This window comes from Psychroserpens sp., assembly GCF_034670085.1.
GTDB lineage: Bacteria > Bacteroidota > Bacteroidia > Flavobacteriales > Flavobacteriaceae > Psychroserpens.
Genome location: NZ_JAXMOD010000002.1, coordinates 414,317 through 432,829, shown reverse-complemented (window position 1 = coordinate 432,829; position 18,513 = coordinate 414,317). Strand labels below are relative to the sequence as shown.

Sequence of the window (18,513 nt, the reverse complement as noted above, 5' to 3'; positions counted from 1 at the left end):
AAAGATAAAAATTAAAGGAAAGGTTTTCGGTATATATTCGCTTTTTTAACGTTTAATCTAAAGGATTAGATGTATAGTAATTGACTAATAAGGCAACAACATAACTATAGCTTTCCATTCCAGCAGATTGATTGCTCGCTTTTAGGAAGCTATCGAAAGTTTTTTCGAATATTGGTTCTAACGGGTTTTCATAGGCATTCCAAAAGTTTTGGACTTCTTTATAATTCTTTAAAACACCACTATTAATCTTAGGAAACATAGTTTCATAAATTTCAGGGTCTCTTCGGTAAATTTCATTTAAACAATGTCTTAATGCAAACGCATGTCCAGAATATTGAAAATAGACATCAGGATGTTGCATGGCTGCCATACTACCAATAAAATTAGCTTCGTTTTCTGCAGCATAACCTAATTGATGCGCAACTTCATGACTTCCAGTTGTTGGGAATTTGTATGAAGGAATCAATCCATCAACTTGAGCTTCATTTGTAAACGGATTTAAATATCCTGAAAATCCCATATAGGTCAAAGCAAGACTATAAATCGATTTTTTAATGCTTCGTGGATGGTATTCCAAATAAGGAAATGTTTTAGATAGTTGATGGTAGCCTTCAGGAATCATCTCTAATAATTCAGCTTTCGAATATGGCATATCAACCTTTACAGAATCGTTATGTGTAATGCTCAAATGAATAGTATTAGTCTTCGTGGTTAATTGTTCTGCTAAGGCGACTAGTTCTTCAGTAGTATAGTCTTTATCAATGTTTAAAGATTCATGTAATGGCAAACGATAATAATTGAAAGCCCATAATAAGTGAAAGGCAAAATAACCAATTGATATGGCTGAAAGCACATCTAACAACCAATGTTTGGTGTCTTTAATTATCCGTTTTCTATTTATGATAAGCCATCGAATAATATAAATACTCAAAAGTGTGTACAAAATATCACCAACAGAAATTGGCAACCAACCAAATACATAACGCATGCCTTTTGAAATGTAAATATAAAGGCTAGTACTATAAGCAGATTCTACAAATGCAGGATAATTAGCCAATATTTTCAGAAGTAAAATCTGTGGAATAATAGAAAAGGCAATGAGGCTTTTTTTGTAGTTCTGCATGACTCAAAAATACTAAAAAGATGTACCTTTGCGAAACTAAAAATGAATAACATGAGCGCAGAAATAAGAACACTTGAACCAAAAGCCCTTTGGAATAAATTTGCAGATTTAAATGCTGTACCACGACCTTCAAAAAAAGAAGAACGTGTCATTCAATTTATGAAAGATTTTGGAGCAAGTTTAGGTTTAGAAACCATTGAAGATGAAGTTGGAAATGTCATTATAAAAAAGCCTGCTACCTCAGGTATGGAAGATAGAAAAACCATTGTCATGCAATCACATTTAGATATGGTTCACCAAAAAAATAATGACACTGATTTCGATTTTGATACCCAAGGTATTCAGATGTATGTTGATGGCGATTGGGTTAGAGCAAAAGGGACAACTTTGGGTGCCGATAATGGACTTGGTGTTGCGACGATTATGGCAATTTTAGAAAGTTCAGATATTGAACATCCAGCAATTGAAGCCTTGTTTACCATTGATGAAGAAACAGGAATGACTGGAGCTATGGGATTAAAAGGCGGTTTGCTTTCTGGAGAAATTCTATTGAATCTAGATACTGAAGAGGATGATGAAATAGGTGTAGGTTGTGCAGGTGGAATTGATGTGACAGCTTTAAGAACTTATGAACAAGAGGAAACGCCAGAATTTAAAATTGGTTATAAAGTATCTGTTAAAGGTTTGCAAGGTGGACATTCAGGAATGCAAATTCATGAAGGTTTAGGTAATGCAAATAAAATGATGAATCGTATGTTATTTGACGGTTTTGAAAATTTTGGACTACGTATTTCAGAAATTGATGGTGGAAGTTTACGCAATGCCATTCCAAGAGAAAGTAATGCCATTGTTGCTATTGATGCTATACATGAAGAAGCGTTTGTTTCTGAAATGAATGATTTAGCAAATGAGATAAAAATTGAATATAAAACCATGGAACCAGATTTAGTTATCGAGGTTTCAAAAACAGAAACACCAAAACACATTATGGATTTAGGTGTTCAGGAAGGTTTAACAAGAGCTTTGTACGCAGCATTAAATGGAGTGTTTAGAATGAGTCCTGATATTCCTGATTTGGTGGAAACCTCTAATAATATTGCTAGAGTGATTGTTAAAGATGGCCAGATTAAAGTTGGATGTTTGACTCGGAGTTCTGTTGAAAGTTCGAAATGGGATTTGGCGAATGGCTTAAGATCCACTTTTGAACTCACGGGTTGTGAAGTAGAATTTGGAGGTGATTATCCAGGTTGGAAACCTAATATGGATTCTGATATTTTAAAAGTAATGGTGCCATTATATAAAGAATTAAATAATGGAGAAGAACCACATGTGGCAGCTTGTCATGCAGGTTTAGAATGTGGAATCCTTGGAACAAATTATCCAGACATGGATATGATTAGTTTTGGTCCAAATATCAAAGGCGCACATTCTCCTGATGAACGTGCTCAGATTTCTTCAGCCCAAAAATATTGGAACTTTGTTTTAGAGATTTTAAAACGAATTCCGAAGAAATAATTAAGAGATAATCTATGTCGCTTTGAATCACAATTAATTTAAGTTGAGGTGATATTGCCTAAAAAGATGAATAAAAAAAGCCTTTCAATTTGAAAGGCTTTTTTATAGGAGTTTGATTTGTTTTATTGCGCTAATTCAGTCATTTCTAATATGAACGTTAAATCCGTATTTGGCGGAATTCCTGTTCTACCTCGTTCACCATAAGCTAGATGAAATGGGATATAAAAAAATGCTTTTTCACCAACCTTCATAGTTGAAATGGCTTCTTTAAAACCAGCAATCATTTGAGCGTCTGGGCTAATTTTCATTTTGTTCGCACCATAAGCACCAGCATCTTTACGTCTTTGGTCAAACATTCCATATTTTTCTGCGATGGCTTCCAAATTACTATCAAATAAACGACCATCAACAAAATAACCTTCGTAGGCTATCATGGCAGATTGACCTGTTTTAGGTTTTACACCATTACCTGCTTTGATTATATGTTTTTTTAATCCAGAAGCAAGTGCAGTACTTTTTGACATATAGTCATCAAGTAATGGCTTAGTGATTTTAGAGGCAGAAGCAATTTTAGCTTCACGTTCTTTTCGTTCTTGTTCTGCTTTTCTAAGCTTTTCAGCTTTAATTTCTTCTATTCCTGCTTCTACGTTTGGCAATTCTTCTTCAAAAGTTTTAGCAGCATTAAATGCTTTGGCAGCAGATCCCTTTCTGATGATATTCAGCTTTGTAATCACGACATCTACCTCAGGTTTATTGCCAGCTCCAGTTTTTACATTTGAGATAGAATCTTGTACTTGTATACCTTTTACTAATTCTCCAAAAACTGAATGACAACTTACTCTAGGTTGATCACATGGTTTTAATGAACCGTCAGGATTAAAGGCATCTAGGCTTGGATAAGGCACTTCAGTAATAAAAAACTGACTTCCGTTAGTATTAAATCCACCACCATTAGCCATGGATAGAATACCAGGTTTATCATGTTTTAAGTCAGCACTAAAATCAGCTGTAAAACGATATCCAGGAGTTCCAGAACCTGTTGCTGTATGATCACCACCTTGGATCATAAAGTTATTCATTACTCTATGAAATGTTAATCCGTCGTAATAAGGTTTACCTTTAAATTCTTCATCAACCATAGGATGCGTACCTTCAGCTAAGGCAACAAAATTTGCAACTGTTACAGGTACTTTGTCGTAAAATAATTTAGCAATCATGGTATCTTTAGTTGTAATAAATTCAGCATAAAGTCCGTCATCTAAATCAGGATATTCTTCTTTGCATGAGGTAGCTGTTATAAGTAGAAACAGCACAAAAAGTTGTAGAGTTTTGCTAATCAATTTCATAAGTGTATTATTGGTTTTGTATAATTGTGTTTAAAGTTACTTTGCAAATTAATGGAATATTTGTACCAATACGATTGGTGTCTCCATAATAGCCATAGGCTTTTTGTGAAGGGAATAAAAAAGTGACCACTTCACCAGGTTTCATTAGTTTTAAACCTTCACGTAATCCAGTGAAAATTTCCTCTTTATCCATAACATAGTTTTGAGTTTTTATGTCATCTTCAGAATAGATTGTGTTTTTATTAAAATCTTTAACATCATATTTAAAGTTGACAATATCACCAAATTGAGGTGTGATTGTATCTAATTCAATTTTTGTATTGTAAAAATACCAAAATCCACTAGCAGAGGCAATGTATTCTTGATTTGGATTGTTCTTAATGATTTTTTTTATTAACGCTTGTTCCTTTTGGTTGAGTTTGATATTTCGTTCTGCAGAAGCTTTATAGAAAGAACCTGATTGAACAGATTCTGGTCGACGAGCATCCGGAGATTTACAATTAAAAAGTAAGCTAATTAAAAGTAGAAAGACTATAGGTTTCTTTTGCTTATTGTAGGATAATAATAACGCAAGATGTTTCATTATGGATTCAGGTCTTGTTTATAATTAGGCAAGATACTAATAAATTTTTCAATTGTTTCTTTCATATTTAACTCACTACGTCCTCCAGCAGCATTTGTATGTCCACCACCATTAAAATGTAATCTCGATAATTCATTCACTGAAAAGTCACCTTTGCTTCTTAAAGAAATTTTAATGATTTCATCTTGATGACTTTCGATGAAAATGGCTGCAAAAATGATGCCTTCAAGTGATAATCCGTAGTTTACAAAGCCTTCTGTGTCTCCTTTTTTAAAGTCAAATGTATTTAACTCTTCTTGGGTTAATGTTATGTATGCTGTTCTGTACTCTGGAATTATTTTTAAGTTGCTTAATGCTCTTCCAAGTAATTGTAATCTAGCATAACTATTGGTATCATAAATTTGATTATGAATTTCTGAATTGTTTGCGCCTTTTTGAATTAACTCACCAATAATATGATGCGTAGCACTCGTTGTAGATGGAAATCGAAATGAACCAGTATCTGTCATTATGCCTGTGTAAAGGCATGTAGCAATAGCACTATTAATCTTGTCTACATCACCTAGCATTTCTATAAAATTGTATACCATTTCGCAAGTTGACGACATAGATACATCAGAATACATATAGGTTGCATAATCATCAGGTTGCTGATGATGGTCTATCATTATTTTAATGGCTTTAGCATTTGTAACGCTATCCTCCATGCTTCCTATTCGACTTAAGGCATTGAAGTCTAAAGTGAAAATAAGATCTGCTTTTTGTATTAACGTATCACTGTCTTCTTTTTGAGTGTCGTATTTGATTACTGAGCGTTCTTCAGGCATCCATTTTAAAAAATCTGGATAGTCATTGGGAGCTATAATGGTTGTATTATGACCATATTGTTTTAAGTAATGATACAATCCGAGAGTAGAGCCAATAGCGTCTCCATCTGGATTTTTATGAGGAATAATTACAATTGCTTTAGGTGAGCTTAAAAGCGTTTTAATACTATTAATATCGTTTGTATTCATAGATGACGAAGATACAATTTTTTAATATTGGTTTATACCGAATTATTAAAGAAATATATTACTTTTGCAGCTTAAAATTGCAAACAGAAATTATTCATTTTTTAGCCTAATATGTTTAATTGCAATTTCATGAAGGCTTATCTAAAAAAATAGAAATAAACTGAATAAATTAAAATAAACAAATGGCAACAAATAGAACATTTACAATGCTAAAGCCAGATTCTGTTGAAAAAGGGAATATTGGTGCAATTTTAGAAAAAATTACGGCTTCTGGTTTCAGAATCGTAGCTATGAAATTAACACAAATGACAACTGCTGATGCTCAGGAGTTTTACGCTGTACATAATGAAAGACCTTTCTTTGGAGAATTGGTAGAATATATGACACGTGGACCTATTGTAGCTGCTGTCTTAGAAAAAGATAATGCTGTAGAAGATTTTAGAACCTTAATTGGTGCTACAAATCCTGCTGAAGCTGCTGAAGGAACGATTCGTAAGCTATATGCTGCTTCAATTGGAGAGAATGCAGTTCACGGTAGTGATAGTGATGAAAACGCTGCTATTGAAGGCGCTTTTCATTTCTCAGGTAGAGAGATGTTCTAATTATAGTCAATCTTATAAAATAAGAAAAGCGCAACTCATTGAGTTGCGCTTTTTGTTTAATAAGCTTTTAAAGGTTGTTACTTTATAATTAGTTTTTTTGTAATTGAATTGCTCGTTATTACATCTTTAATATCCATAAAATAAATGCCACTATCTAATTGTGGTAATTTTGTGCGAGTAACTTGACTCCGTGCATCTAAACTAAAGGAAGTAACATTTTGACCAGAGATTGTGTATACTGTAACATCGTAAGTGCTTGGCTTTAGATTTATAAAATTCAATAAATCTTCATTGGAAATAGGATTGGGATACATCGATACCGCATTTAGGTTGCCATCTAGGTCATCAACACTTAAAAGGGCCGAAGTAACGGCTTGAAATGCATTAATTCGTCCATGACCAAAATAATTATCAAAACCGGGAATGTCTTCAGAAATTGGGCCAACTTGATCTTCACTAGTTGCAATTAGTATTGTATTAATTACATCTACAGAAACGTTTGGGTCAATAGAAACCATTAAAGAAATTACACCAGCCACATGAGGAGCAGCTTGAGATGTTCCGCCCCAATAACTGTTGTAATTAGTGTTAGAATTATAACTAAGTCCGTAAATAAAATTACCTGGCGCTACAAAGTCTATTTCTGGACCGAAATTACTTCCACTATTTGGATCCCAAAAAAACGGACTAGTTCTACTATCATCAGGATTTGTAGATCCAACAGCAATAGCGTTCGCATATCTTGAAGGATATTGTAATGCAGTGTCACCATTTCCAGTGGATACAACTAAGGCTACATTATTTGCGTAAGCATAATCTACGGCATCTAAAAGGGTCGTTGAAGGACTATTTCCACCAACAGACATATTCATCACTTTTGCTCCATTGTCGACAGCATAATAAATACCATCTGCCATCCATGAATAAAAGCCAGAATTATTATTGTCTAATATTTTTACAGCCATAATTTGAGAATTCCAATTCACTCCAGCATATCCAATACCATTGTTTCCAGTAGCTAAGGCAATACCACCAACATTGGTTCCATGACCATGATCATCTGTTGGGTCATTATCGCTATTCGCAAAATCCCAACCACCATAAATGTCGTCAATATAATTGTTGTTATCATTATCCATTCCATCAAGGACTTCGGAAGTATTAAACCAAATTCTACCAGCGAATTCTGGATGATTTAACTTCATTCCCGAATCAAGCACAGCGACTATAAGGTTTGGGTCTCCAGTTTCAATATCCCAAGCTAAGTCCATATCAATATCTGCATTTACTGTGGCAGGTGAAAGTGGAAACGTACCATTATTAACCATACTCCATTGTCTCGTTGCAAAATTGGGATCATTAGGTATGCTATTTCCCGAACAAACAAAATTTGGTTCAACATATTCAAACGCATTCGTGTTTTTATATAATTGCACAACATCCTCTACAGAAGTCGTTGCATTGTAATGGATAAGGAAGGTGTTTTGTGTTTTTTTATTGCCAATAATTTTATATTCTGAAACACTAAGTTGATCATTGAGTACTGCAAGTTTTCCTTTACTAAATTCAGTAATATAATCAACACCTTGTGCCAAATCGGTTTTAAATTTAACAATCACTTGAGCTTCGGCATAGTTAAGTGTAGATTGGTTTTGAGCATTTAAACTCAAGCAACATAAAATGCTTAAAATTTGTAGAATTCTTATCATAATGTAAAGGTTAGAGGTTGAAAATTATTCTTAAATGTAATTATAAATTGCCTATAATTAGTTGGTGACATGCATTATTTGTTATTTATATAGACATTTGGCGCTTTATTTAAACATCTTAATTCAAGGATTACAATTCATCCATAAAAAAATACAATTCGGTCATTTGCTTTTTATAAATAGATGCATCTGTTAGATATTTGTCTCATCAAATAAAACATAAGCATCATGAGTACACTAGTTAAAATTATTGTCTTCCTATTATTAAGTCAAACACTTATCAATGCACAGGAAACAAAAGAACAAGAGATTACAGTTAACATAGAAAACCTTAATAGTAATAAAGGACATGTTTACATTTCATTATTTAATACTGAAGCTTCATTTTTAAATAAAGGATTCAAATCAACGATAAGTAAAATAGAAAATAATGCATGTACAATCGTTTTCAAAAACGTTCCTGAAGGTATTTATGCTATCTCCTTTTTTCACGATGAAAATGAAAACAAAATAATGGACTCTAACTTTTTAGGAATTCCAAAAGAAGACTACGGATGCTCAAATAATGCAAGAGGCTTCATGGGACCACCAAAATGGGAAGATGCCAAATTTGAAATTAAAAATGAATCAATAACACAAACTATAACCCTTTAACATCATGAAAAAATTATTAATTATCGCACTCGTATTAGTATCAGGAATAACAACAGCTCAAACTAATTTTGAAAAAGGCATGCAAAAAGCTTTTTCGCTATGGCAGGAAGGCAATACAGACGAGGCTGAAAATATGTTTGAACGTATTTCAAACGCAGAATTAGATCAATGGCTACCTCACTATTATATTGCTCAAATCAATAGCTTGAAGAGTTGGAATGTAAAAGATGAAACTAAATTGAAAGCACAACTAGATAAGGCACAACAACACATTGACTTAGCAATGGCAATTAGTTTAGATAATCCTGAGATTATCGTATTGCAAGCTCATATATTAACTAATTGGGTCGCTTTTGACGGAATGACCTATGGCATGAAGTATTCAGGTAAGATTACCGAATTGTATGCAAAGGCTTCTGCAATGGCACCCGAAAACCCAAGAGTCGTGTTTAGTAAGGCAGAATGGGGAATGGGAAGTGCTAAGTATTTCGGACAAGACACTAAACCGTTTTGTGCTGAGATAGAAAAATCTATAGAACTTTTTGCTAACTTTAAGCCAGAAAGTGAATTACATCCTAATTGGGGAAAACAACGCGCTGAACAAGTTGTACAATCTTGTAACGAATAAACAATTATGTCAAAAACAATTAAAGATATCATTATTACCTTCATTATTGGAAGTATGGTTTTCGTAATCGGAAACGCGCTTTCTGGAGGATTTAATTTTAAATCGGTTAATGAGTTTTTAATTAATTTCGGGTTCTATCAACTGTATTCTTTTGTTTTAGGATATACTAATATGGCTTTCTTTTACTACATGGAAAACCGTAGCTGGAAAAAAGGAGATACCATCAAACGTATTGTAGTAGGCATAATTGGTGCTTTATTAATTACCTTAATAGGTTTATTCTTATTAAGAGTATTTATTTCAGTAGTATTATATGATGTTCCTTTTGATACATTCATTGAAAATGAAACATGGGAAAAAGGCTATGCGTTTGGGTTATGGATTACCTTAACAATCATTTCGGTGTTTCATATTATATTTTTCTATAATCGATATCAAAAGAATAAAATAAAAGAACAAAAGGTAATTGCAGGTACAGCAAGTGCAAAGTTTGATGCTTTAAAAAACCAATTAGATCCGCACTTTTTGTTCAATAGCTTAAATGTTTTAACGAGTTTAATAGAAGAAAACCCAAAAAATGCTCAAAAATTCACAACGTCTTTATCTAAGGTATATCGATATGTATTGGAGCAAAAGAATAAAGATTTAATTACGGTAGATGAAGAATTAGACTTTGCTAGAACCTATATGTCGCTTTTAAAAATGCGATTTGAAGACAGCATTATTTTTGAAATACCTGATAAGGCATTAAATCCTGAAAGTAAAGTTGTTCCCTTATCATTACAATTATTGTTAGAAAACGCAGTAAAACACAATATGGTTACTAGTAGTAAACCATTGCACATTAAAATTTATGAAGCTGACGGAATGCTCATTGTTGAGAACAACCTTCAGCCAAAACAAATAGTTAAAAAGAGTAGTGGAGTTGGTTTAGAAAATATCAAGCAACGCTATAACTTATTATCAAATAAAACAGTATCAATCAATCAAAAAGCAACCAGTTTTGCAGTCGCAATACCAATGCTTACAAAACAAGTATCAATTATGAGAACAATAGAACCAAAAACAAAATTTGACGACAGTTATGTTAGAGCACGTAAGCGTGTTGAAGAGATGAAAGAATTTTATTATAGTTTAATCTCTTACTGTGTCGTCATTCCATTTTTAATATTTATCTGGTTTCGTTACACACCACATACCATTCAATGGTTCTGGTTTCCAATGTTAGGTTGGGGAATGGGATTAGCATTTCACGCCTACAAAGTGTATGTTAATGATGGTGTGCTTGGAAATGGATGGGAGAAACGTAAAATTGAAAAATTTATGCGTGAGGAAGAAGAGCAACAACGTTGGAATTAATTTTTAAGAGGATGGAAGAATTTACAACAGCTTATAAATATAAAAAAGCAAAAAACAAAGTAGACAATCTTAGGGCGTTTTATATACATTTTGCAGGTTATATTATTTTTAATACAACCTTAACGACCATCAAGATCCTTGATGACTTAGATGAAGGGAAGACTTTACAGGAAGCTTTATTTGACTTCGGATCAGTGTTCATGTGGCTCGTATGGGGAATTGGAATCGCATTTCACGCATTTTCAGTTTATGGTTTTGATTATCTTTTAGGTAAAAACTGGGAAAGCAGAAAGCTACAAGAATGTATGGAAGAGGAACTACGTTTGTTACATAAGAAAGACTAAAAAAGAATGGAAAAGAATATAGAACCTTACGGAAACAACAGCTCGCAAAGAGCTTGGGAAAAAGAAGAAGCGTATTTAAGAGCGCAAAAAAGAGTAAAAGCAATTGTTGGATTTTATTGGCACTTGGCCTCTTATGTGATTGTGAATATATTTTTAATTATTTTGATCACTTCTAATGGCGTGCCTTTTTTTAGTATGGGAACATTCTCTACAGCAATTTTTTGGGGAATCGGACTAGCTTTTCATTTCTTGGGCGTTTTTGGACCTAACTTTTTCTTCGGAAAGAATTGGGAAGAACGTAAGATTAAAGAAATCATGGATAAAGATGAAACACATTGGGAATAATGGAAAACAAAAGATTTAATTATAAAGAGCGATACCAGATTGCTGAGAAGAGAGTAAAACGAATTAAAGGATTTTACACACACGCCTTAATTTATACGGTTGTTAATCTAATTTTTGTGTATATAAATTTTCAGAATTTAGAGGAAGGTGAAAGCTATTTTCAATGGCGTAATTTTATTACATTTTCATTTTGGGGAGTTGGTTTGTTAGCGCATGCTGGATCTGTGTTTCTTCCAAGTTTAATTTTTGGTAGAAACTGGGAAAGTAAGAAAATTAAAGAGCTTATGGATAAAGACTCTAATCCTGTCGACCGTTACGAATAATCATAACTGATAATACTAATTAATAATCACCTAAAATTAAATTAAATACATGAGTGTCATTATCATAGAAGACGAAAAACCATCAGCAAGACGACTGCAACGTATGTTAACTGAATTGCAATTGGAAGCTCAAACCATGTTGCATTCTGTTGAAGAATCAATAGAATGGTTTCAAAATAACGAGCATCCCGATTTAATCTTTTTAGATATTCAGCTTAGTGATGGCTTGTCTTTTGAAATTTTTGAAGCTATTGATATTAATTCTGCTGTAATTTTCACAACAGCTTATGATGAATATGCATTGCAAGCCTTCAAATTAAACAGTATTGATTATTTGCTAAAACCAATTGATGAGGATGATCTAGCGAAAGCTGTCTCAAAATATAAAGAGCGTGCACCTAAGCAACAATCGGTTACTTTAGATTTTAACGACATAAAAAAACTTCTAGTGAATCCTATTGAGCGCGAGTATAAAAAGCGTTTTTCAGTTAAAGTAGGTCAACATTTAAAGTTGATAAACATTGATGATATCGAATGCTTCTATAGTGAAAACAAAGGTACTTATGCTTATACTTCTGAAGGACGTAATTATTTACTGGACACAACTTTAGAACAATTAGAAGATGAATTAGAACCTCACAAGTATTTTAGAGTTAGTCGTAAGTTTTTTGTGAATATTAATGCGATAAACGATATGGTAAGTTATACCAACTCTAGGTTACAAATAAAATTAAATTCCTATAAAGAGCAAGATGTTATTGTCGCTAGAGAACGCGTAAAAGAGTTTAAAGATTGGTTGTCTTAAAATATATCGAAGATATCTCCAAGCGAATCTCCCAATCCATCAAGTAAATTATCAGTACCAGAAAACAGACTACTTAAACCAACATCTAGAAATAAATCAAGGACGAGCAAATCAGATAAATCAGATAACCAATAGATTTCCGATTTTTTCTTTGCTTCCTTTTTCCATTCTGTGTATTGTTCTTGCTGTTTTGGTTCAATTCTTACGGGTTTGTTGGTTGCTGAAGTCGATAACATCTCATCATAAGCTTTTCGCTTTTCTGAGTCTGATAACATTTCAAAAGCTTCTACTAGCAAATCAAATTGCACTTTTGCACCTTCAGAAGTATTCTTATCAGGATGATATAATGCTATTTCTCTTCTAAATGCTTTTTTAATCGTATCTAAATCTGCTGAGCTTTCAACGTTTAATAACTCGTAGTAGTTTATCAATTCCATGGTCGTATTATTTTGAAAGGCGCTTTTCAACTTCAGTTTTAAATGATTGATTATTATCAACAAACAATAATAGTTTGGTATAGCTTTTTGGCTTTCCGTAGATAAACTGCAACTGTTGAGGTGTTTTTAAATGCATTACGACATTGCTATTTTCTAATTCGCCAAGTAAGGATAAGGTCTTTGTGGTTTTCTCTTTATCAAAATCTGATGAATTTGCTAAAGCGATAGTTTCAATGGCATCCATCGGGATGATGGTTTCGCTAAGCATTCCGAAGCGCAGAATCAATTCATTATCATTTATGACAAGCGGTCGTTTTGGAACAGATCTAATAATGCCTATGAGTTGCAAAGCAGAATAAATACTTAATCCAGTTAAAATCCATGCCAATATCGTACTCCATTTTGCTGCTAAGAAATGAATCGTTACCATTTCAATTGCCACTACAAAAATCACAGCACCAAGCGTTGATAAAATACCAGAACCTTTATAATTTGTATATTCATTAGGTTGGAGCTCTATTTTTTTAAAATTAAAAAAACCGTAATACAAAAGTGCAATTTCATTGGCTGCAAGTTTTGCTGCTACACCAGGAAATATAGATTTACAGGTGTCTTGAAGAATACTATAAAAATCCTGATGATGATGTGCTGCTTCTTTATAATATTGAATGGCTTTTCGAACCTTCAGAACAACTATAGTAAGAATACTTAATTCTACTATTGGAATTAACCACGTTTTGGCTAAGGTTAAGCTGTCTTGATTTGCTATAGGAATTACATAAGAAGCTATAATAACACACATAATAAGACATGGTGCAATTGTAAGATTTGAAATCTTAGTCTTTCTAATTAATAAGAAATAGACCAGTGGAATGGTGATAATGAAATCAATCGTAATGAATGTCGATAATGTATTTTGATGGGATGTAAAAGCCGTAGAATTTAGCAGAAGGATTAATGCTAAAATTAAGGTCATTGGAATTATGAAAGCTATGCTAGTTGCTTTAAAAAATGAAGTTTTACTTGTCATCCATCACAGGTTTTATGCCATTTACTATTGGACGCAATTTAATGCCTATTGTTACGTGTAGGAGAATTTAATATTGAAATTTACTCTTCAATTCGGTTGTCATCAAATGACGATGGTAATAAATTGGGAATCAGTTTTGCGAATAATGGCAATAAAATGGCTCCTCCTGGAAGCATAAAAATGGCTAAACTAGGAATGGTTTTTAATACATCAATGAGTTGAGATTGTAACTTTTTTTGTTCTTCTTTACTTAATTCTGAATGTGTAGATTTTGTAATGAGTAACATCAATTCTTTACTCTGTCTGACTTCTTTTATAATACGTTTACTATTTCGTCTTATCAGTTTTGTTACAATATAGGATGAGTTTTCATAAAAGTTGGATATCGGATTTTTATGCTGAAATAAGAGCACTTCCTTTTTGTGTGCCGTATGAAAGTTAAACACGCACAAAATAGAATCCTGAATTTCATTAGGCTTAAAATCTAATCGTTTTGCGAGTTGCATTAAAAACTGGTATTCAGATTTCTCAAGAATTTCATCATCCCAAATAGACAAACACATCAAATCAATAAGGTATTTTTTTTCATTGGTATTGATATCATAATCAATGTCATAAATAAGATCTTCTATTTCAACATCTAAATCAGGAAAGGTGGTTGACGCTTCAATCACCTCAATAATCTGCTTATCATAATCTGTAATTTTACTTTTAGAGTTTAAAGACTGATATAAAGTACCAATGATAATACTTTCAAGATGTGCAGCATATGATTTTGGCTCTATCGTTTCAGATAAATAACTATCAAAGGTTAATACATCTACAAACAATAATGAATTGGTAATCGAATTATTAAAATTTCGAGTGATAACATTATCATCAATTTGAACCCTGTCGTGAATTAATCGCTCCAGCATTGAAGGTGAACTTTTTCCAATCACCAATTTATCCCAAAGCGATAAATCAGAAACTTCTAACGATTTGTAAAAATTGAGTAGGGTTTCAATAAAGGCTTTTGGTTTGACCTCACCATGACGGAAATAATAAATGTGATATAATCCTGTGATGAGGTTAACCTTTGCGAGTTCATCTTCAGAATAGGTAAGGGTTTTATCGACCTTATCTGTGATGCTAACGTTAACACCATAAATAAATCCGTAATCTTTCAAACTAGAGTACAAGCTATGGTAATCCTCAAATGGAATTCCTTTTTTAGAAATTTGCGAACAAAATTTTTCTATCCAGCCAGCTGTAGATGGATTCATACGTTAGGTTTAATATCAGTGCAAAGTTAATTTTTTATCTGTTCGTTCAACGGTTTTTATTTGAATTACTAAAATTAAATAAAACCGCAACCTTGATTTCTTCGTAAGTGTTTCCAGAGACAAACAAATAATTAACAAAAATCTCATTATTATGAAAAAATCAAAAATTTTAATTGGAGTTGCAATGATTGCGGTTGCAGGCTTTTTTACAATTGCAGCAGATCACATTGATGCTCCAGCAATTGCAGGTGGTTCAAGTGATATCACAGACATCTACGGATTTCAAGCTCAAGACACAGACAATATTGTATTTGTGGCCAACGTACAAGGACTTATGAGTCCTGCTAATACATCAACAGCAGTGTTTGATGAAAATGTGCTTTACGAATTTAATATTGACAACAATAGTGATGCTATTGAAGACCTAGTAATTCAAGCCATTGCAAGAGATGGGAAAATGTATTTCTTTGGGCCAACGGCTCCTTCACAAGCAGGACTAAATAGTACCATCGTTTCGACAGCCGAAATTAATTCTGTAGATATTACTGAATATGGAAGTAATGCAATTGTTGAAACCAATAACGGAATGCGCTTTTTTGCTGGTCCACGTGATGATCCATTCTTTATGGACTTTGTTCGCTATACTCAAATTGTAACACCTGGTGATGATGATGGAGATGGTATGGAAGAAGGTGCTTTTTTACCAGCTGGAACTGGTGACGGTTTTGCTTCAGATACGTTTGCAGGTACTAATGTACTTTCAATTGTTGTTGAATTGCCAAAAGATATGGTTGGTAGTGGAGACTCAGTAAATATTTGGGTTGAATCAAAAAGAAAACAATAAAAACTTTAATCTTTTAAACACAAAAATTATGAAACTTAACAATATAAAATTAATAGCCATCGCAATGCTTGTATCGTTTACAGCATACAATTGTAGTGATGATGACAATACGATTGCAACAGGACCAACGGCTCCAAATTTTACTGGAACTTATGCGCAAGAAGACCAAATGGGTAGACCAGCGATAAATACAGTATTTGTGAGTGCTGCCGATAAGAGCACGTTTAATGTGACAGTGCCTTCAAGCCAAAATGCGGCTTTTCAAACAAAATTTCAAAATAAGTTAGAAGCTTTAAATCCTGCACATGCAGATCCTGCATATACAAATGCTTTAGGTTTTAATGCCGAACAATTTACAGGTGCTCTAGCTACAGATGTATTAACAGTGTCTTTAGTTGGAACTACAACATTTTTTGATGGTACAAATGTTTTAACTGGTCGTGCATTAGGTGACGACGTAATTACAACAGAATTACTTCTAATATTTGGTGGACCAACAGGTGCTGATAATCCAGGATTAACCAATGATAATGTAAATGCTAACGACAAAGCATTCTCTTCATCTTTTCCTTACTTGGCTTCGCCTTGGTAGACCATTAAGTACTCCAAAACAAGAGCCTAAGGTTCCTGTTTTGGAGTATAATTACAAAAACTCTCACTCAAAACATTTAAATGATGAACTCTAAACACAATCTTATTCTAATACTATTTGCCTTGGTTCTGTTCACAAATTGTAAACAAGAAACTCAAACGCAAATCACAAATGCTAACGATTATAACAGCTACCTAAATGTTTCAGAAAATGAAGCACTGGAACGTGCCAAACAAAACGAAGTATTTTGGTCTGAAAAATTAGCAAAAACACCAAATCAGTTTCCATATATTGGAAAATTAGCATCAACCTATGCCGATTACTTTTCAGCTACAGGTCAAGTTGAATACCTTAAAAAAGCTGAAGATCACTTAGTAGAGGTTAATGAGATCACCAAGTATAATAATGCAGCATATTTAAAAAGCTTAGCTTATAATTATATTTCTCAACATAAATTTAAAGAAGCACTTGAGCATTTAACTAAAGCAGAACTTTTAAGTGAAGACCTTCAAGAAACAAACAAAATGTTATTTGATGTGCACCTAGAACTCGGTAATTATGAGTTGGCACACAACTATTTATTAACCTTTAAAAGTTTTAGTGATTTTGATTATCTCATTCGTTTATCAAAATGGAGTGATCACATTGGAAATTTAGATGCAGCCATTAAATACATGGAAAAGGCAATGGTCATTGCTGAAGCATCTAATATCTCTTCTTTAAAACAATGGTCGTACACCAATATTGCTGACTTTTATGGTCATGCTGGTGATATAGAAAACTCGTACCTACATTATTTAAAGGCCCTAGAATTAGACCCAAATGACGCTTATGCTAAAAAGGGAATTGCTTGGATTGTGTATTCTCATGAAAAAAATCCAGAGGAAGCCTTGCGAATTCTTAATGCAGTCACCGAAACCTATGTGGCTCCAGATTACTTTTTACTAAAGGCTGAAATTGCTGAGTACATGACTAATAACACTTTGGTTGAAGAACAGTTGGTATTATACAAAAATGCCATGAAAAACAAAGCCTATGGTGATATGTATAACAAATATAACGTACTGCTATTTGCAGCATCTAAAACAAAAATAGATTCTGCAATTACCATAGCGAAAATAGAAGTTGAAAACAGACCAACACCACAGTCGTATGACTTATTAGCTTGGTCTTATTTTAATGATGGAAATTTAGAAGAGGCACTTCAAATTGTAGATGCACATATTATTAATAAAACCTTTGAACCAGAGACTTTATATCATGTCGCTGAAATTTATAAAGCCGCAGGAAAACGTAAAGATGTTATGCCGTTGAAGGAAGAATTGCTTGCTAGTATTTATGAATTGGGTCCAACGATGGAAGCTAAAATTTTAAATCTATAACAGGTGAACACAAAAGGTATTACATATCTCTTAATTTGCTTGAGTGTCGGACAACTACTCGCACAAGAGTTACGACCAATGCCCTTAGATTTAGATAACTTGACGTCTAAGGCTATTGATTTTAATTTTGATGAAAGTACACCAACTGATGAATTTTCAGTGCTAAGCATTTGTGATATGTATACGCTTCAATTGGCTAATTATGAGCAAGGAAATTTTGTTGTTGGCATCAATTCTAGGTTGGAAGAGGAGTTGCCTTATGAAAACAATAGTTATGATTTCTCAGGATTTTACTATTTAGATTTGGGTCTAAGTTATGCCGTTGGACAATTAAGTTTAGGCTTGTCAATAGAGAATGTTTTGAATATAGATAATAACAATTTCAGTATAGATCCTATACTAGAAGGGTCGAATGGTATTATTGATCATCTTTATTTTTCACATGAAACGGATACCATTTTGAAATTTATGATTGCTTATAGGTTTTAAAGCACAATTATTTGTTTAGGGAACTAACATTAACCAATCTATAATTTATAAGGGTTACCATATGGAGATATGGTATGTTTAGAGTTTTTGTTAGTGGAAAGCATCTGTTTTTATTTAAGAAC

At 33.1% G+C, this 18,513-nt stretch carries 21 protein-coding genes; 13 read left to right on the top strand and 8 right to left on the bottom strand.

What is annotated here, in order from left to right:
• Positions 1–52: 52 nt before the first annotated feature.
• Positions 53–1,123 carry a DUF3810 domain-containing protein gene (locus tag VOI25_RS05795; RefSeq protein WP_323788068.1) on the bottom strand — a complete coding sequence of 357 codons (1,071 nt, stop codon included), beginning with the start codon at positions 1,121–1,123 and terminating at the stop codon, positions 53–55.
• A 51-nt stretch (positions 1,124–1,174) separates the two neighbouring features.
• Between VOI25_RS05795 and VOI25_RS05790 the strand changes: the two genes are divergently transcribed.
• Positions 1,175–2,638 (top strand): aminoacyl-histidine dipeptidase, encoded by a 1,464-nt coding sequence (locus tag VOI25_RS05790; RefSeq protein ID WP_323788067.1) that lies wholly within the window; start codon positions 1,175–1,177, stop codon positions 2,636–2,638.
• A 122-nt stretch (positions 2,639–2,760) separates the two neighbouring features.
• Here the strand turns inward: VOI25_RS05790 and VOI25_RS05785 are convergent, their stop codons facing one another.
• From VOI25_RS05785 to VOI25_RS05775, 3 genes are read right to left on the bottom strand one after another with little or no spacing between them, the layout of a single operon-like run.
• Positions 2,761–3,984, bottom strand: a complete 1,224-nt coding sequence (locus tag VOI25_RS05785) for a peptidylprolyl isomerase (protein WP_323788066.1) — start codon at positions 3,982–3,984, stop codon at positions 2,761–2,763.
• Between the two features lie 7 nt (positions 3,985–3,991).
• Complete coding sequence (gene gldI / locus VOI25_RS05780) at positions 3,992–4,567, bottom strand: gliding motility-associated peptidyl-prolyl isomerase GldI (RefSeq protein ID WP_323788065.1); 576 nt, start codon at positions 4,565–4,567, stop codon at positions 3,992–3,994.
• Positions 4,567–5,583, bottom strand: a complete 1,017-nt coding sequence (locus tag VOI25_RS05775) for a bifunctional oligoribonuclease/PAP phosphatase NrnA (protein ID WP_323788064.1) — start codon at positions 5,581–5,583, stop codon at positions 4,567–4,569. The genes gldI and VOI25_RS05775 overlap by 1 nt, the downstream gene beginning before the upstream one ends.
• 182 nt (positions 5,584–5,765) lie before the next feature.
• Between VOI25_RS05775 and VOI25_RS05770 the strand changes: the two genes are divergently transcribed.
• Positions 5,766–6,185 (top strand): nucleoside-diphosphate kinase, encoded by a 420-nt coding sequence (locus tag VOI25_RS05770; RefSeq protein WP_323788063.1) that lies wholly within the window; start codon positions 5,766–5,768, stop codon positions 6,183–6,185.
• A 77-nt stretch (positions 6,186–6,262) separates the two neighbouring features.
• Here the strand turns inward: VOI25_RS05770 and VOI25_RS05765 are convergent, their stop codons facing one another.
• Entirely contained in the window at positions 6,263–7,894 is a 1,632-nt protein-coding gene (locus VOI25_RS05765) for a S8 family peptidase (protein ID WP_323788062.1), read from the bottom strand.
• A 228-nt stretch (positions 7,895–8,122) separates the two neighbouring features.
• Between VOI25_RS05765 and VOI25_RS05760 the strand changes: the two genes are divergently transcribed.
• The 7 genes from VOI25_RS05760 to VOI25_RS05730 are packed head-to-tail and all read left to right on the top strand — an operon-like array spanning position 8,123 to position 12,352.
• A complete protein-coding gene (locus VOI25_RS05760; RefSeq protein ID WP_323788061.1) occupies positions 8,123–8,548 on the top strand; it encodes a DUF2141 domain-containing protein in 426 nt (141 codons plus the stop codon).
• 4 nt (positions 8,549–8,552) lie between these two features.
• A complete protein-coding gene (locus VOI25_RS05755) occupies positions 8,553–9,176 on the top strand; it encodes a hypothetical protein (RefSeq protein WP_323788060.1) in 624 nt (207 codons plus the stop codon).
• Positions 9,177–9,182: 6 nt separating this feature from the next.
• Positions 9,183–10,535 (top strand): histidine kinase, encoded by a 1,353-nt coding sequence (locus VOI25_RS05750; protein ID WP_323788059.1) that lies wholly within the window; start codon positions 9,183–9,185, stop codon positions 10,533–10,535.
• An 11-nt stretch (positions 10,536–10,546) separates the two neighbouring features.
• Positions 10,547–10,879, top strand: a complete 333-nt coding sequence (locus tag VOI25_RS05745) for a 2TM domain-containing protein (RefSeq protein WP_323788058.1) — start codon at positions 10,547–10,549, stop codon at positions 10,877–10,879.
• Between the two features lie 6 nt (positions 10,880–10,885).
• Positions 10,886–11,224, top strand: coding sequence for a 2TM domain-containing protein (locus VOI25_RS05740; RefSeq protein WP_323788057.1), 339 nt, complete (start codon positions 10,886–10,888; stop codon positions 11,222–11,224).
• A complete protein-coding gene (locus VOI25_RS05735) occupies positions 11,224–11,547 on the top strand; it encodes a 2TM domain-containing protein (RefSeq protein WP_323788056.1) in 324 nt (107 codons plus the stop codon). The genes VOI25_RS05740 and VOI25_RS05735 overlap by 1 nt, the downstream gene beginning before the upstream one ends.
• A gap of 49 nt (positions 11,548–11,596) precedes the next feature.
• Entirely contained in the window at positions 11,597–12,352 is a 756-nt protein-coding gene (locus VOI25_RS05730) for a LytTR family DNA-binding domain-containing protein (RefSeq protein WP_323788054.1), read from the top strand.
• Here the strand turns inward: VOI25_RS05730 and VOI25_RS05725 are convergent.
• From VOI25_RS05725 to VOI25_RS05715, 3 genes are all read right to left on the bottom strand, one after another.
• A complete protein-coding gene (locus VOI25_RS05725; RefSeq protein ID WP_323788053.1) occupies positions 12,349–12,789 on the bottom strand; it encodes a J domain-containing protein in 441 nt (146 codons plus the stop codon). The genes VOI25_RS05730 and VOI25_RS05725 overlap by 4 nt on opposite strands.
• A gap of 7 nt (positions 12,790–12,796) precedes the next feature.
• Positions 12,797–13,819 (bottom strand): hypothetical protein, encoded by a 1,023-nt coding sequence (locus tag VOI25_RS05720; RefSeq protein WP_323788052.1) that lies wholly within the window; start codon positions 13,817–13,819, stop codon positions 12,797–12,799.
• A gap of 80 nt (positions 13,820–13,899) precedes the next feature.
• Complete coding sequence (locus VOI25_RS05715; protein ID WP_323788051.1) at positions 13,900–15,084, bottom strand: LETM1-related biofilm-associated protein; 1,185 nt, start codon at positions 15,082–15,084, stop codon at positions 13,900–13,902.
• A gap of 151 nt (positions 15,085–15,235) precedes the next feature.
• Between VOI25_RS05715 and VOI25_RS05710 the strand changes: the two genes are divergently transcribed.
• From VOI25_RS05710 to VOI25_RS05695, 4 genes are all read left to right on the top strand, one after another.
• Positions 15,236–15,928 carry a DUF4331 family protein gene (locus VOI25_RS05710; protein ID WP_323788050.1) on the top strand — a complete coding sequence of 231 codons (693 nt, stop codon included), beginning with the start codon at positions 15,236–15,238 and terminating at the stop codon, positions 15,926–15,928.
• Between the two features lie 28 nt (positions 15,929–15,956).
• The gene (locus tag VOI25_RS05705) at positions 15,957–16,520 is read left to right on the top strand and encodes a DUF4331 family protein (RefSeq protein ID WP_323788049.1); all 564 of its coding nucleotides are present in this window, start codon (positions 15,957–15,959) and stop codon (positions 16,518–16,520) included.
• An 83-nt stretch (positions 16,521–16,603) separates the two neighbouring features.
• Positions 16,604–17,902 carry a cell surface protein gene (locus VOI25_RS05700; RefSeq protein WP_323788047.1) on the top strand — a complete coding sequence of 433 codons (1,299 nt, stop codon included), beginning with the start codon at positions 16,604–16,606 and terminating at the stop codon, positions 17,900–17,902.
• A gap of 3 nt (positions 17,903–17,905) precedes the next feature.
• On the top strand, positions 17,906–18,391 hold the full coding sequence (locus VOI25_RS05695) for a hypothetical protein (protein WP_323788046.1): 486 nt from the start codon (positions 17,906–17,908) through the stop codon (positions 18,389–18,391).
• The last annotated feature ends 122 nt before the right edge of the window (positions 18,392–18,513 follow it).